Annotated in this window: 13 protein-coding genes; 9 read left to right on the top strand and 4 right to left on the bottom strand. The window is 42.3% G+C overall.

All coding sequences use genetic code 11. The features are described from left to right. Window positions 1-25: 25 nt before the first annotated feature. Together ACXAFK_RS05470 and ACXAFK_RS05465 are read right to left on the bottom strand one after the other, a co-directional pair. Entirely contained in the window at window positions 26-1,471 is a 1,446-nt protein-coding gene (locus ACXAFK_RS05470) for a T9SS type B sorting domain-containing protein (RefSeq protein WP_474957056.1), read from the bottom strand. Window positions 1,472-1,587: 116 nt separating this feature from the next. Further along, window positions 1,588-3,390, bottom strand: a complete 1,803-nt coding sequence (locus ACXAFK_RS05465; protein WP_474957055.1) for a T9SS type B sorting domain-containing protein — start codon at window positions 3,388-3,390, stop codon at window positions 1,588-1,590. A gap of 133 nt (window positions 3,391-3,523) precedes the next feature. Here ACXAFK_RS05465 and folE point away from each other — a divergent pair, with 133 nt between their 5' ends. Beyond that, window positions 3,524-4,207 (top strand): GTP cyclohydrolase I FolE, encoded by a 684-nt coding sequence (folE, locus tag ACXAFK_RS05460; RefSeq protein WP_375334443.1) that lies wholly within the window; start codon window positions 3,524-3,526, stop codon window positions 4,205-4,207. Between the two features lie 13 nt (window positions 4,208-4,220). Further along, window positions 4,221-5,702 (top strand): cysteine--tRNA ligase, encoded by a 1,482-nt coding sequence (gene cysS, locus ACXAFK_RS05455; RefSeq protein WP_474957054.1) that lies wholly within the window; start codon window positions 4,221-4,223, stop codon window positions 5,700-5,702. Here cysS and ACXAFK_RS05450 read toward each other — a convergent pair. Beyond that, a complete protein-coding gene (locus ACXAFK_RS05450; RefSeq protein WP_224835316.1) occupies window positions 5,699-6,607 on the bottom strand; it encodes an AraC family transcriptional regulator in 909 nt (302 codons plus the stop codon). The genes cysS and ACXAFK_RS05450 overlap by 4 nt on opposite strands. Before the next feature lie 211 nt (window positions 6,608-6,818). Here ACXAFK_RS05450 and exaC point away from each other — a divergent pair, with 211 nt between their 5' ends. From exaC to ACXAFK_RS05415, 7 genes are all read left to right on the top strand, one after another. After that, complete coding sequence (gene exaC, locus ACXAFK_RS05445) at window positions 6,819-8,342, top strand: acetaldehyde dehydrogenase ExaC (protein WP_224835317.1); 1,524 nt, start codon at window positions 6,819-6,821, stop codon at window positions 8,340-8,342. A gap of 1 nt (window position 8,343) precedes the next feature. Then, window positions 8,344-8,730 carry a DUF779 domain-containing protein gene (locus tag ACXAFK_RS05440; RefSeq protein WP_474957053.1) on the top strand — a complete coding sequence of 129 codons (387 nt, stop codon included), beginning with the start codon at window positions 8,344-8,346 and terminating at the stop codon, window positions 8,728-8,730. Between the two features lie 63 nt (window positions 8,731-8,793). Beyond that, window positions 8,794-9,015 carry a membrane protein insertion efficiency factor YidD gene (gene yidD / locus ACXAFK_RS05435; protein WP_224835319.1) on the top strand — a complete coding sequence of 74 codons (222 nt, stop codon included), beginning with the start codon at window positions 8,794-8,796 and terminating at the stop codon, window positions 9,013-9,015. Between the two features lie 67 nt (window positions 9,016-9,082). After that, on the top strand, window positions 9,083-10,045 hold the full coding sequence (gene lgt, locus ACXAFK_RS05430) for a prolipoprotein diacylglyceryl transferase (RefSeq protein WP_224835320.1): 963 nt from the start codon (window positions 9,083-9,085) through the stop codon (window positions 10,043-10,045). Between the two features lie 4 nt (window positions 10,046-10,049). After that, window positions 10,050-10,535 (top strand): DUF192 domain-containing protein, encoded by a 486-nt coding sequence (locus ACXAFK_RS05425; protein WP_474957052.1) that lies wholly within the window; start codon window positions 10,050-10,052, stop codon window positions 10,533-10,535. Next, window positions 10,536-11,060, top strand: coding sequence for a GNAT family N-acetyltransferase (locus ACXAFK_RS05420; RefSeq protein ID WP_474957051.1), 525 nt, complete (start codon window positions 10,536-10,538; stop codon window positions 11,058-11,060). 30 nt (window positions 11,061-11,090) lie between these two features. Continuing rightward, entirely contained in the window at window positions 11,091-12,350 is a 1,260-nt protein-coding gene (locus ACXAFK_RS05415; RefSeq protein ID WP_474957050.1) for an ATP-binding cassette domain-containing protein, read from the top strand. A gap of 134 nt (window positions 12,351-12,484) precedes the next feature. Here ACXAFK_RS05415 and secDF read toward each other — a convergent pair whose 3' ends face one another. Then, window positions 12,485-15,454 carry a protein translocase subunit SecDF gene (gene secDF, locus ACXAFK_RS05410; RefSeq protein ID WP_252079073.1) on the bottom strand — a complete coding sequence of 990 codons (2,970 nt, stop codon included), beginning with the start codon at window positions 15,452-15,454 and terminating at the stop codon, window positions 12,485-12,487. Between the last annotated feature and the right edge of the window lie 98 nt (window positions 15,455-15,552).

The raw sequence follows: 15,552 nt of genomic DNA, 5'->3' as shown, positions 1-15,552 counted from the left end.
TGGCCGGAAGAAATTCCGGCTTTTTTTATCGCACCAATGAAAAGTGTCGGCGAACCGAGGTAGCCACCAATACACCCTCGTCGTCGCGTTCATAATCCAAAAGGAACCAATAATCGGAAGAGGGCATATCACGACCATTAAATGTTCCGTCCCAACCGATATTTACATCTATTTGTTTTAATAGTTTACCATAACGGTCAAAAATATAAACCACCGGATTCACCAACTCCTCAACACCGTAAACATTCCAGTTATCGTGAACCCCATCGCTATTGGGAGTAAAAAATTTAGGATAACCGACCACTAAAAACTCAATAGGATCGGTTATACCACATCCGTTTTTATCGTTGATCACCACGGTATTTATCCCGGGAGGCACATCGTAGAACAAGGGGTCGTCCTGAAACTCTCCACCGTTAATGGCATATTCGTAATTACCATCGCCCACGGGCACAATCTCGATATTGTAGGGGTCAGTTTGATCACTGTTTACCAAATCGTCGATTACCCGGACCTCATCCAATTCGGGCGTTCCGTAAAAGGTAATCAAGATGTCGTCGGTCAAAGGGTTACCAAAAGGCCATTCGATCTCAACATAATATCTTCCTGAATTAGGACTTGAAACCACCAACTCGGCACCAAAAGAACCTGTTCCTGGCAAAGTAGCATCAATAATTCCATCATCATCATAGTCCACACTCCATTCTACTGAAGTGATATTGGAACCCGCCGGCGAGTTTAAAGCTGACAAGGTGATATCCGGGTCACCCTCGCAAGCAACAATATCGAACCCTAAAAACTGGTCACGAAGTGTACAATCCAATGCGCTGTTCTGATCAGCATCTACCGAAGACCCTGTAAACGTAAGGATAAAATCTTCTGGCTCGTCATCAAAATTGGTGTTGTAGTTGTTAATGTACAAATAGTAAATTTCCCCAGCAGTCACATTTAGCCATTCGTCGTAAGTGTTTTGACTGGACTTTACAAAGGGAGCTCCCTCCCGGCCATCCACAGGATTAACCCCAATTCCGGTAAAACCTGTGTCGTTGTATTCGTAATTGCAGCGAATCGGCTGGGCGCTGCCATCCCCTATTATGGTACAAAAATTATCATTGGATGTTTCATCAAATGGCCCATATAGTGCAAAATCCCATTCCGCCGTTATAGGGCCTCCGGGATTAACGGGCAATGCCTCAATATCAAACCCTATTTGACCGTCTGTTCCAGCCCTAAATACAAACCAGCCCGTATTGTTTTCTATATTGGCAGAACTTACGCTTCCTTTTTCCAAACATCCTGTTTGGGTAATCACTTCCGGGTCAAAATCGTCGATATCCCCACCTCCATCGGTGGTCCCCAAGATAGGCGCGTCGGCGCAAACAGGAATTGCAGTTCTACAATCTGGCGAGTTTTGCGCACTTGTCGCTTGAAATAGAAAAAAACAGCAGACAGCGCTGAAAAGGGCTTTCATAGAATTTTGGGGCTAAAGGTTATTCTATTTATAACCTGTATAACTCCTTAACTCATCGTTTTAGTATGTTTTTATCCGAAAAATTTGCAGTTAATCGATGAACGGGACGTTTTCCGTTATCTTCTCAAAGAAAAGTGACTTTGTAAATACTTGGCATAGGTTCTGTTCCCACTCTCGTCTATGTAAGATAATTTAAACCAATAATCGGTAGAGGGAAGTGGTTTCCCATTTAAGCTGCCATCCCATCCAGGGTCGAACTCCGTCATCTGTTTTATAAGTTTTCCATAACGATCAAATATGGTGACTATTGGAGAATTTAAAGTAGAAAGCCCCTCTATTTGCCATGTTTCGTTCAAAACATCCCCATTAGGAGAAAAAATGGGCATAAACCCAACAACGACAATATCTTCTTGAACCTCGCCGCAACCATGGGGATCTCGCATGGTAACTCTGTGAACACCTGGAGCTACGGCTGTAAAAAGGTTGCTTTCCTGAAACTCTCCACCATCCATACTAAACTCGTAGGCCCCAGAAGTTTCTGTATTGATGGTTACGGTGTTGTTTACGCTCATATCCTCGATATCGATACTCGAAATTACCGGCAAATTGGATATCGTTACAGACACGGTACGGACAGTTTCGCATACAACTCCATTGGATTCATTGCTCACCGTGAGCGTATATTCCCCTTCTTCCGAAACCAGAATGGACGGTGTTTGTTCGCCGGATTCCCACTCGTAGCTATAGTTGGGGTCGGGTGTTGTTTCCCCTATTTCTAAAACGCCTACCGATTCACAAATCACCACTTGCTGATCAAAGGTTAAAACCGGGATCTCAATGGAATTCAAAATAAAACTTTGACTGGCATCGTAACAATCCGGGTTGGACAAAGACGTGGTCCTAACAAAGATCGTTTCCGCACCACCTATGGGCATGTAATCCTTATCCAAGGCATTGATTCCTGCGAAGGCGTCTTGTTGGGAGGCATGATAGCTCACCATGACACTTTGGTGGTCCATGCCACCCAGCGCTTCGGAATTCTTTGCATTCAGATCAAAGATCGTATCAAAATCATAACAAACAGACTCATCTTCAAGCGTGCCCGTCACCGGAACTTGGTTGAAGCCAACCTGAACATCGCTTATTTCACTTCCGCTAGGCGTTGAAACCACTACGCGATACTGACCCGAAACTTGTGGACTGTAAACTGAGCTCACCTGACCTGTAATCAACTGAAAACCAATGCCCGTATCCATGTACCACTCATATCCCAGGGCTCCGGAGGTAGTAGCATCCAAGATAATATTCTCGCCCTCACATGCGGCTATGGGTGGACCCAGAAGGTTACTAACAATGGAACAGTCCAATGCAGTATTCGGATGATTCTCCCAAATATCACCAGTAAACTGTATGGAAAAACCAGAATTTACATTGCTAAAATTATTGATGAACAAATAGTAATCTTCACCAGCCTGCACCTGAACCCAATCTTCAAAATGTACCGAATCCAAATCACCTGTAGGATCTTCCCCTACTCCAATAAAACTGGCTCCCTCACTATTGTCAAAAAAATTGCACCGAATGGGTTCGCCCAAATTATTGCAATCGGTAGCTCGATAAAGTGCAAAATCCCAATCTTCGTTGCTATTATGGCCAATATTAAACCCTAACTGACCTGCCTCTGCGGTCCTGAACCGGTACCAGGATGAGTTGGATTCAATGGCACCAGTAGTTGTTTGCTCCAAACACCCACTAGAGGTCGCACCGTAAAAATCGTCGGAACCAAAACCATTGGTACCTCCATTGATAGGAGTATTGTTACAAATGGGAATGGCATCCGTACAATCTTGGGCCACCTGTGCCAGAGCACATTGGCAAAATAAGAACAGAAGTAAAGTCTTTGAAATCGATTTGAACATAAAACACTGTAGGTTTGCGCATTATAAAAGTACCATGGCATAGGTCTTAACAATAATTTATGTTGTCAAACCCTTGATACCAGATGTTAAATCGTTCATTAATGTATATCTTTGCTCTCTTTAAGCAACAGCTATGAAACTTGAGCAAACTTTGGAAGAACAACACGACGAAAGAGGTGAGGACCATGTAGGGTCTGCATCTACCGACACACCCATGAGAGAAGATGCTTTTGTATTGAGCGATGAAGAAAAAATCGAGAGAATACAGAGCAATGTAAGAGAAATTATGCTTACGCTCGGACTTGATCTGGATGACGATAGTTTGAAAGGAACACCAAAACGCGTAGCAAAAATGTACGTACAGGAAATCTTCGGAGGATTGCACCCTGATAGAAAACCAAAATCGTCCACGTTCGACAATAAATACAAGTACGGTGAAATGTTGGTGGAAAAAAACATTGTGGTCTATTCCACTTGCGAACACCATCTGCTGCCCATTGTAGGAAGGGCACATATTGCCTATATTTCCAATGGTACCGTGGTTGGTCTCTCCAAAATGAACCGTATTGTAGATTATTTTGCCAAACGACCTCAGGTTCAAGAACGTATGAACATCCAAATTGTAAAGGAACTCCAGAAAGTATTGGGCACCGAAGATGTCGCTTGTGTTATCGACGCAAAACACCTTTGTGTCAACTCCCGTGGAATCCGCGATATAGAAAGCAGCACGGTAACCGCGGAATATGGCGGAAAGTTTAAAGAAGAAGCCACACGAAGAGAGTTCCTGGATTACATTAAACTAGAAACCGAATTTTAATCCTAAAAGATTAATGCAACTTTATAAACACCAACCAGTACGAATCCATAATTCACTTACCGGAAAAAAAGACCTGTTCGAACCCATAAACGAAGGCCACGTAGGCATGTATGTTTGCGGTCCTACCGTATACAGTAACGTGCACTTGGGCAACTGCCGCACGTTTATGTCGTTCGATATGATCTTTAGGTACTTCAAACATTTGGGATATAAAGTGCGTTACGTTCGAAACATCACCGATGCCGGACACTTGGAAAACGATGCTGACGAAGGTGAGGATAAAATTGCAAAAAAGGCCAAACTGGAGCAGATTGAACCCATGGAAGTGGTGCAGCGCTACACCGTGGATTTCCATAACACCCTGCAGCAATTCAACCTTTTACCACCCAGTATTGAGCCAACGGCCACAGGTCATATTATTGAGCAAATAGAGATTATTAAAGAGATCCTTGAAAAAGGATTTGCCTACGAAGCAAATGGCTCTGTATATTTTGATGTGGTCAAGTTCAACCAAGATCACGATTACGGAAAATTAAGTGGTAGAAAGTTGGAGGATATGATCACCAACACTCGAGAGCTTACCGCCCAGGACGAAAAAAGAAACCCTCAGGATTTTGCCCTCTGGAAAAAAGCGGAACCCCAGCACATCATGCGCTGGCCATCCCCTTGGGGAGATGGTTTTCCCGGATGGCACTTGGAGTGTACTGCCATGAGCACCAAATATCTTGGCGAAACCTTCGATATTCACGGCGGAGGAATGGACCTTAAATTCCCCCACCACGAGTGCGAGATCGCACAGGCAGAGGCCAGTACGGGTAAATCCCCTGTAAACTACTGGATGCACGCCAATATGTTGACCCTGAACGGCAGAAAAATGTCCAAATCCACGGACAACAACATCTACCCTGCCGAAATTTTTAGCGGCGACAATAATATTTTAAGCAAGCCCTACACCCCTGCAGTGGTTCGCTTCTTTATGATGCAGGCCCATTACACCAGCATTTTAGATCTTAGTGACGAAGCATTACAGGCATCTGAAAAAGGGTACAACCGTTTGATGGATGCTTTGGACGGAATCGATAAACTGAAAACCGCAGACAAAACAGATTTTGATGTGGCTACTTGGAAGCAGAAATGCTACGATGCCATGAACGACGACTTCAACACGCCAATTTTAATTGCACAGTTGTTCGAGGCCGTAAAGCATATCAACTTGATCAAAGAGGACAAGGAAACAATTTCTGCAGAGGACAAAGAGGTGCTTTCCAGTTCACTTAAAGCCTTTGTTTACGATGTGCTCGGTATCGAAAATCAATCCATGGCCAAAGATGATTCCAATACGCTCAATGGAGTTATGGAATTATTGATTGATATTAGAAATGAAGCCCGTGCCAAAAAGGACTTTGCCACTTCCGACAAAATCAGGGACCAATTGGTTGAACTGGGCATCCAAATCAAAGATGGTAAGGACGGGACCACTTTCAGCGTAAATTAATGCTTGATAAATTTTGATTGGTACTCCCCTGGCGAAACGTGTATTTTTCGCTTGAACAAACGGTTGAAATACGAGCGGTTTTCAAACCCACATTCCAAATAAATCTCCTTTATTTTCCTATCGGGATCTTTTAAGAGATTGATGGCCATTTTTATGCGCTCGCTGTTAATGTAATCAATCGGGGTTACTCCTAATTCTTCTTTAAAAGTCTTATGGAAATGCGATTCGCTCATACAGGCTTTTTTGCTCAGATCACTTACGGACAAAGGTTCGTGCAAGTGCTGGGAGATAAATTCGATTACATAGGCCAACCGATTGTTAGAACTTATTTTAGAGGCATTTTGCATGTATTTTTCCCGCGTATTGCCCTGTAAAATTCGAATAATCAATTCCTGAAGCATGTTGTCCACAAAATAGTCTTTGGACGGATGGTTCTCGGTGAACAAGTACAATAATCGCTGAATAATACCATAAATACTGGCATCGTTGGTAAAGTGGTAGTTGTAATCCATCAAAACCCATTCAGTTCCATCGTGTTTCGGCATTACTTCGTTCATTAAATTGATGACTTTGTTTATTTTTTCATCGGAAATGGCCATGGCCAAGCAACGTGTCGGATTCTCTTCGTTTGCTTCTGGAAAATCAATGCACATAACTTCATTGGAGGGAAGAATCAAGGACTCACCCGGCAAAAAATTAAATGACTTCTTATCCCTGAGATGCATTACCTTTTTCCCTATCAGCATAGAGGCGAGCACAGGTTGATCAAACTGAAGGAATACTTTTTCTGCTTGCAGATGCGTCTCAAAAACATGCATTGAAGCATTGTTCAAAGTATAGGAGGTTTGGTTCTCGACCAAATATTCCAGCTTTCTTTCTTTAAAGAATTTATCCGGTAAATGCATATAAAATACCTACTTCTTAATAAATTATATAAATACTTAATAAATATAAAAATTATGATACTTTTTTTTGTTAAAAGTATAAAAACAAAGAGAATTGGTCATGTCATTAATAGTATACGTCAGATATACGGGGTTCAAAATCAATACTTTTAGAATCAGCCACTTGAGCAAAGTGCGCAACACATAAAAATTAATTTTAACAACAAGTATTATGAGCAATGTACAAACTACGGAACGTAGTGTTTTGGAAAAACCTAAGTTCAAAGATCAGTATGAAAATTACATCGGCGGAAAATGGACCCCACCGACAAAAGGGGAATATTTTGACAATATTTCTCCTGTCGATGGGAATGCATTCACCAAAATTGCGCGATCTACGTCCGAGGATGTGGACAAAGCCATCGATGCAGCGTGGGCGGCAGCACCAGAATGGAACAATTCCTCCGCAACCTACCGCAGCAACTTATTGTTAAAGATTGCCGACGTTATGGAAAACAATCTCGAGGCTTTGGCCCGTGCCGAAACCTGGGACAATGGCAAAGCCTTGCGCGAGACACGTGCCGCGGACATGCCATTAGCGGTTGACCACTTCAGGTATTTTGCGGGAGTAATTCGCGCAGAAGAAGGTTCCGTAAGTGAGTTGGATTCCAACACCGTGTCCATGAACGTTTTGGAGCCTCTAGGTGTGGTCGGGCAAATCATCCCATGGAACTTCCCTATCCTGATGGCCGCATGGAAATTGGCCCCCGCATTGGCCGCTGGGAACTGTGTAGTACTTAAGCCTGCAGAGCAAACACCCGTTGGAATCCTTATTTTGATGGAACTTATAGAGGATATTCTACCCGCAGGCGTACTTAACATTGTAAATGGATTTGGCTTGGAAGCAGGAAAACCATTGGCTTCCAGTCCACGCATAAAAAAAATCGCGTTTACGGGAGAAACCACTACTGGGCAATTGATCATGCAATATGCGTCCAAGAACATTATTCCCGTGACCTTGGAGTTGGGCGGTAAATCCCCGAACGTTTTCTTCGAAAGCATTATGGATGCGGATGATGAGTTCTTCGATAAATGTTTGGAAGGCGCTGTAATGTTTGCCTTGAACCAAGGGGAGGTCTGTACCTGCCCATCCAGAATATTGGTTCAGGAAAGCATTTATGACAAATTCATTGAGCGAGTTATAGAGCGTACCAAAGCCATCAAACTTGGCCATCCGTTGGATCCAACCACCATGATGGGCGCACAAGCATCGAATGATCAGTTCGAGAAAATCATGAACTACATCCAAATAGGTAAAGAAGAAGGATGCGAAGTTCTGGCAGGAGGTGACGCTGCTTATAACGAAGGCCTGGAAGGTGGGTATTACATTCAGCCCACTATTTTGAAAGGAAACAACAAAATGCGCGTATTCCAAGAAGAAATTTTTGGTCCCGTGGTCTGTGTCACCACTTTTAAAGATGAAGCAGAAGCACTGGAAATCGCCAACGACACCCTTTATGGATTGGGAGCGGGAGTTTGGACACGCGATATGCACCAAGCCTATAAAATCTCCAGACAGATACAAGCTGGCAGGGTTTGGGTAAACTGCTATCACAACTACCCTGCACATGCACCGTTTGGAGGATACAAAAAGTCAGGAATCGGAAGAGAAAATCATAAAATGATGCTCAGCCACTATACTCAGACCAAAAATATGCTGATTTCCTACGATAAGAACAAATTAGGCTTTTTCTAGGATGGAAAACTTGATTAAACGTGTGTTGGTTTCGGACCATGCCATAAAAATAATTGATCAATTGAGGGAACGCCACGATGAACTGATGTTCCATCAAAGTGGAGGTTGTTGTGATGGTTCCTCTCCCATGTGCTTTCCAAAAGGTGAGTTGATGCTGAATGAGAACGATGTGAAGTTGGGCACCATCCACGGCTGTGATTTTTTTATGAGTAAGGACCAGTTCGAATACTGGAAACACACACAGCTCACGGTCGATGTGACCACGGGACGTGGTGCCAGTTTTAGCCTGGAAATTCCGTTGGGACTCCGTTTTGTCATCAAATCACGATTGTACACGGATGAGGAACGAGAACATTTGGCGCCCGTACAACCCGCAGAAGAAGCATAAAGCAAGCCCCGACAAATTCGGGGCTTTTTCATACCTTGTCCTTGGATTCACCCGGAAGATAATATGAAGAAAATTTTGATAGCGCCATTTGTTTTGTTGGTAAGGTTTTACCAACTTTTTATATCGCCCATGTTTCCTTCCACATGCCGCTATTCCCCCACTTGTTCACAATACACCTTGGAAGCCTTAAAAAAGCACGGACTCTTTAAAGGCGGATGGCTTTCTATTAAACGTATAGCCAGTTGCCACCCCTGGGGAGGAAGCGGATATGATCCTGTCCCTTAAAAAATTGCACTTTAATTAACACCCTGCAACCGTTCAAAGTAGTTATATTAGTCCAAAATTTATTTCAATGTACTTTCTAGGATTTGACTGGAACCCCGAAGGAACTCTTTTTAAACTGGGTTTTCTACAGATAAAATATTACAATTTGCTATGGATTGCCGCCTTCATATTAGGCTGGTTCATCATGAAGAAAATCTTCTTGAACGAAAAGAAGTCCATGGAAAAACTGGATTCCCTTTTTATTTATACCGTGGTATCCATAATGCTCGGAGCACGATTGGGACACGTATTTTTTTACGATTGGGACTACTATAAAGATCATTTGGCAGAAATCCTTTTACCTATCCACGAGAACGCGAACAGTTCGCTCTTCGGCATCATCAACGGGTACGAGTTTACCGGCTTTACAGGCTTGGCCAGTCATGGAGCTACTATCGCTGCCATTATCGGTATTTGGTTATATACTCGTAAATGGAAAGATATTAAAATGCTTTGGCTATTGGATAGGTTGGTGGTTCCCTCTGCAATCGGTGCCGCATTTGTGAGGTTCGGTAATTTTTTCAATTCCGAGATCAATGGAAAAAAAGTGGATGAAGCCTATTTCCTAGCAACTCGTTTTATCCGTGATTCGGACGATATGCCTGCATATCAAGCGATGGCACTCACCAAAGAAAAAACACCGAACGCAGCCTACAAAGCCATTCAGCACAACCCGGAGTTCTCTGAAGTTTTACAGTCCATACCATTTCGCCATCCCGCCCAATTGTACGAGGCCATTTGTTACATTTTCGTATTCGTGGTTCTATACCTGCTCTACTGGAAAACAGATTGGAAAAACAAACCGGGCTTCCTTTTTGGTTTGTTTATGGTTCTTTTGTTCGTGGTAAGGTTCTTTGTGGAATTCTACAAAAAAAGCCAAGGCGGTTTCGAAGATACCCTCGGCATGCTTTCCACTGGGCAATGGCTCAGTATCCCCATGATTTTGATCGGTGTATTTTTTATGGTAAAACCAGCACCTGTAGAACCTTAGCAACATGGCAAATTTTGGAAAAATAATAGTATTCACGGTTGTTTTGATTCTGGTATCGTGCAAGAGCGAATCCAAACAAGCCATTAAAACAGAAACGGTTTCCTTTACAAAAGAAGGAGAGCTAACCATTCTTTCTGAAGAATCAGAAGCCATAAAGGCTAGTTTTGAAATTGAGATTGCCGAGTCGGAATATGAGACCCAAACTGGGTTAATGTATCGAAAATCCATGAAAGAGAATCGAGGAATGCTATTTATTCAGCCCACAGAATCCTTGCAGTACTTTTACATGAAGAACACAGAAATTCCCTTGGATATAATTTACATTGATTCAGGAATGAAGATCGTGAGCTTTCAGAAAAACGCCCAACCGTTCAATGAAGATACCTTACCATCCAATGTCCCTGCAAGATATGTATTTGAAATTAACGCAGGGCTTTCGGATAAATTGGGACTACAAGTTGGTGATAGCATTTCATTTACACGTGATTAAATGTCTAAATACCTACTGGACAACCAAACATCCGACCGACTGCTTTATCGTAAGTTGACCGATTCAGATTTCGAAGATTGGCTCCCTTTTTACAACGACCCAAGATCCACACAATACTGGGACGGTCTGCCCAAAGATCCCGTAGAAGCTTGCAAAGCACAGTTCGAACGGGTATTTGAACGCTATCAAAACGATCTAGGCGGCATGAACGCCCTAATTTTAAAAGAATCCGGAAAACTGATCGGTATTTGCGGACTCCTAGTTCAAACTGTGGACAATGTACAGGAACTGGAAATTGGCTATTCCATTCTACCCAATTATTGGCTTAAGGGTCTTGCATCTGAAGCTGCCAGAAAATGTAAGGCCTTTGCGTTTGAAAACAATTTTTCGGATTCCCTGATCTCCATTATCCATGTGGACAACATACCCTCCCAAAAAGTCGCAATAAACAATGGTATGTACTTGAACAAAACAACAGTCTATAAGAACAATCCCGTACATATTTTTAGAGTTAAGCGAGGATAATCGTAATTTTAAGGCAATACCAATTGCCTCATGAAGCTACACAAAAGCTACACTATCCTTACGCAGAACAATTCCAATACCAATCAATTGGTTCAAAATCTATTGAAGAACGATCCAATTGATGGGCTGCTCGAATTACAGAACTTAAAAGGTTTGCTTTTCTCAAAGTCAGAAATTGACCGTTATATGGACGAAGAGGAACGCCACGATATTAAAATTTTGACCAAGGACAGCGAACAGCCGTTAAAAACCATGAGCAGTGGAGAGCAAAAAAAAGCGCTACTTACCTATCTGCTTCAAAAAGACCCGGATTTTTTAATCTTGATAAATCCATTCGATAATTTGGACACTGACACACAAGCCAAATTAAAAGAAGAACTTGTAAATATTTCATCAAACAAAATTTTGGTACAATTGGTCAGTAGATTGGATGATATTTTGCCCAACACTTCCGATTTTTTTAAACTTGATGGAAATACGCTACACCACTATTGTTCATCCGATGAGTTTTGGACGCAAAACAAAATGGAACCCATACCTTTTAATGGCACCATTCCTCCATCTTTGTCACAAGTCAAAATTGACCATAAGGAACTGGTAAGTTTTAAGAAGGTTTCGGTCAGCTTTAATGGCCGTCAAGTACTGAACAATATAGATTGGACCATAAACAAAGGAGAGTTTTGGCAATTGAAAGGTCCGAATGGAAGCGGAAAGTCCACACTATTGTCCATGATCACAGGGGACAGCCATAAAGGTTACGGCCAAGATTTGACCATTTTTGGCCTACAAAAGGGCAAGGGTGAAAGTGTTTGGGATCTCAAACAAAACATCGGCTATTACACTCCTGCAATCACCAATACATTTAGAGGATACCACAGTCTGGAAAATATGATCATTTCTGGCCTGCACGATTCCATTGGACTGTATGTACAACCAACCGACCGTGAAAAAAATTTGGCCGAACAATGGCTACAACTACTCAATTTGGAAACTCGAAAAAATGAGTATTTCAAAGATCTAACAATTGGTGAAAGCCGATTACTTATGATGGCACGGGCCATGATAAAACACCCTCCTTTGTTAATTTTGGACGAACCTACTGCTGGACTTGACGATAAGAGCGCCAATCTTTTTGTTGCCTTGGTGAACAAGGTGGCCAAAGAAAGCGACACTGCTATAGTTTTTGTCTCACATAGAGAAGAACCTCAGTTGCATCCAGAACACATCTTTGAACTACAACCATCCGAAATGGGATCGACGGGCAAACCATCACAAAAAATTCATAAATAGATTGGCGCACGACGCATTCTTTTACAAAAACCACTGATTTGATCACTGATTGTATTTATTCAGGATAGTTCAAAAAAAAAGACCCTCTAAAAAAGAGGGTCTTTAATATAAAGTGTAATATAAAAAACGAAAAACTACGATTCGGTTGCTTCAGCAACTTTGTTCTTTAATGAATCGAACATCACCGGTGTTGCGATAAATACAGATGAATATGTACCTACGATTACACCAATGATCATCGCGAACATAAATCCTCTTAGGCTCTCACCTCCAAAAATAAAGATGGCCAACAACACGATCAATGTGGTAAGCGAGGTGTTCAAGGTTCGGCTCAATGTACTGTTCAATGCCAAGTTAATGTGCTCTCCACCCTTCCAGCCTTTTAGACCAGTTACTTCACGAATACGGTCGAATACTACCACCGTATCGTTCAGGGAATAACCAATTACGGTTAGGATGGCCGCAATAAAGGCTTGGTCAATTTCCATGTTGAACGGCATTATGCTACCTGTAAGGGAGAATATACCCAAAACGATCATAACATCGTGGAATACCGCTACCACAGCCCCTAAAGAGAACTGCCATTTTCTAAACCTGAAAAGAATATAAAGGAATACTACCGCCAAGGAACCGATAATGGCCAAGAAAGCGTTTTTCTTGATATCATCCGCGATGGTAGGCCCAACCTTAACAGATTGAAGGATACCGATAGATTTTTCGGAAGCACCAACGGTAAAATCTTCAAAAGAAGTTCCGTCTGGCAAATATTTTTGTAGCGATGTGTACAGCTTATCCTGGATCTCCGTATCTATCTCCACTCCTTCTTGATCCACTTTGTATGGTGTGGTCACTTTTATCTGATTGGCATCACCAAAAGTTTTCACATTGGTACCACTACCGAATACCGTATTAAGTTCGGATGCAATCTCCGAAGGGTTCACAGCTTTCTCAAAACGGATCTGATAAGAACGTCCTCCTATAAAATCAACCCCTTGGTTAAGTCCATTGGTAAACAACGAGAAAACACTCACCGCTACCAAAATGGCGGATACCACATAGGCAATCTTACGTTTGGACAAGAAGTTGATATCCAAATTGGTAAACAGGTTCTTTGTGATACCTGTACTGAAATCGAGGCGCCTTCCTTTTTTGCTCGTGTAGGCCTCGATCATTAATCGAGTAACAAAAATGGCCGTGAACAAGGAAGTAACAATACCGATCATCAAGGTCGTGGCAAAACCTTTAATTGGTCCCGAGCCAAAAACAAAAAGAATGATCGCGGTAAGACCTGTAGTAATATTGGCATCCAAAATAGAGGACAAAGCGTTTCCAAAACCATCGGCTATGGCTTGTGCCTTTCCTTTTCCGCGCGCCAACTCTTCTTTAACCCTTTCAAAAATAAGTACGTTGGCATCTACCGACATACCTATAGTCAGTACAATACCCGCAATACCTGGCAATGTCAATACAGCGCCAAGGCTGGTCAGCACACCAAAAATCAACAAAATATTGAATACCAAAGCGATATCCGCAAACACTCCTGCCCTACCGTAGTAGAATATCATCCAAAGCAATACGAACGCCATGGCGATCATAAAGGACATAAATCCACTATCGATAGCTTCTTGACCCAAAGATGGGCCTACCACTTCTGACTGGATAATATCCGCAGAAGCAGGAAGTTTACCCGCACGCAAAACGTTGGCAATATCTTTGGTCTCGTTTACAGTAAATGTTCCCGTAATTTCCGAACGCCCTCCAGAAATTGGCCCCGAAGAAACCCCAGGTGCAGTGTACACTTTGTTATCCAATACAATGGCAATACCAGTTTGGTTGTTGTAGGCATCCCCCGTTAATTCTTCCCATTCTTTGGCACCACGAGTATTCATCGTCATGCTAACGGCCGGTTTATTGAACTGATCAAAGGTATCCTGAGCATCGGAAACAACATCTCCGCTAATCCTTGGTGTACCTTCTCGGTTGGATTTCAAAGCATACAAGTCAACTATTTCCGCATCTTGCGAAGGTCTTTCCCAAAGGAATTTGGTAAACTGAACATCATTCGGCAATAGCCTTTTAATTGCAGGCATTCTTAAATACCCGCCAATTTCTGCGGTATCGGCCACCAAGGCTCTTGCTATGGCGTGACTCCCTGGATCGGCCGGAATCAATTTACCCAAAATCGGATTGGCATCCTGTGACATATCCAACGAGTCTTGAGCTACATCGGATAGCAGGGAATCAATTTCCGATTCCGGTTTTGAGATTTCGTCTTCGGTAGATGTTTTCGGCTCCAAAATCTCTTTTAAACGTTCGTTGGCATTAACCAAAAACGTTGCAATACTTTGGTTGCTCTGTGGATAGGTTTCCCAAAATTCCAACTGTGCCGTACTGGACAACAATTCCTGGGCACGGGCAATATCCTTGGCCCCTGGAAGTTCCACCAAAATTCTTCCCGAGTTACCTTCTCTTTGAATATTGGGCTGTGTTACCCCAAAACCATCGATACGCTCTCGCAAAACTTCGAACGCAGAAACTATGGATTCATCAATCTTTCTTCTGATGATGGGTTTTACCTCATCATCGGACATTTGAAAATTAATATCATCGCTCAGTCCTTTATTGGCAAAAATGTCCGGTGAGGCCAGTTTGGTATCTCCTTTGATATTATCAAAAGCTTCGAAAAACAGTTCCAAATAGGTGTTGTCACTATTTTTTGATGCTTCGTCGGCATCTGCCAAGGCTTTGTTGAACACAGGGTTCTTGGTGTTGTTGGCCAAGCCTTTCAAAATATCCTTAACGGAAATCTGAAGGGTAACGTTGATACCTCCTTTAAGGTCCAATCCTTTGTTCAACTCTTTTGTTTTGGCATCCGCGTAGCTCGTATACCCCAAAACAGTATTATCACTGATGGAATCCAAGTACGATGCCTCTAAAGCTTCGCGCTTTGCAACATAATCTTCCTCAGCCTCCGAAATTTGGCCAATTGCGTAAGCCTCAGCATCTTTCTCCAACTTATTAGTGATGAAAGTATAAGATAACTGATAGATGCTCACCAAGCCAAAAAGGATCGCGAAAAGCCTTATAAGTCCTTTATTCTGCATTGATTGTTAATTTTTTAGAAGTTTTCTTAAACAGCGTGCAAATATATCATTTCCGATAAGATTTGACAATAGAATTTGATGTAATTGCAATTACTGTT

Source organism: Flagellimonas sp. ABD4_174, from assembly GCF_056160185.1.
The sequence above is the reverse complement of the archived record's forward strand: the minus strand, read 5'-3'. Positions and strand labels throughout refer to the sequence as shown.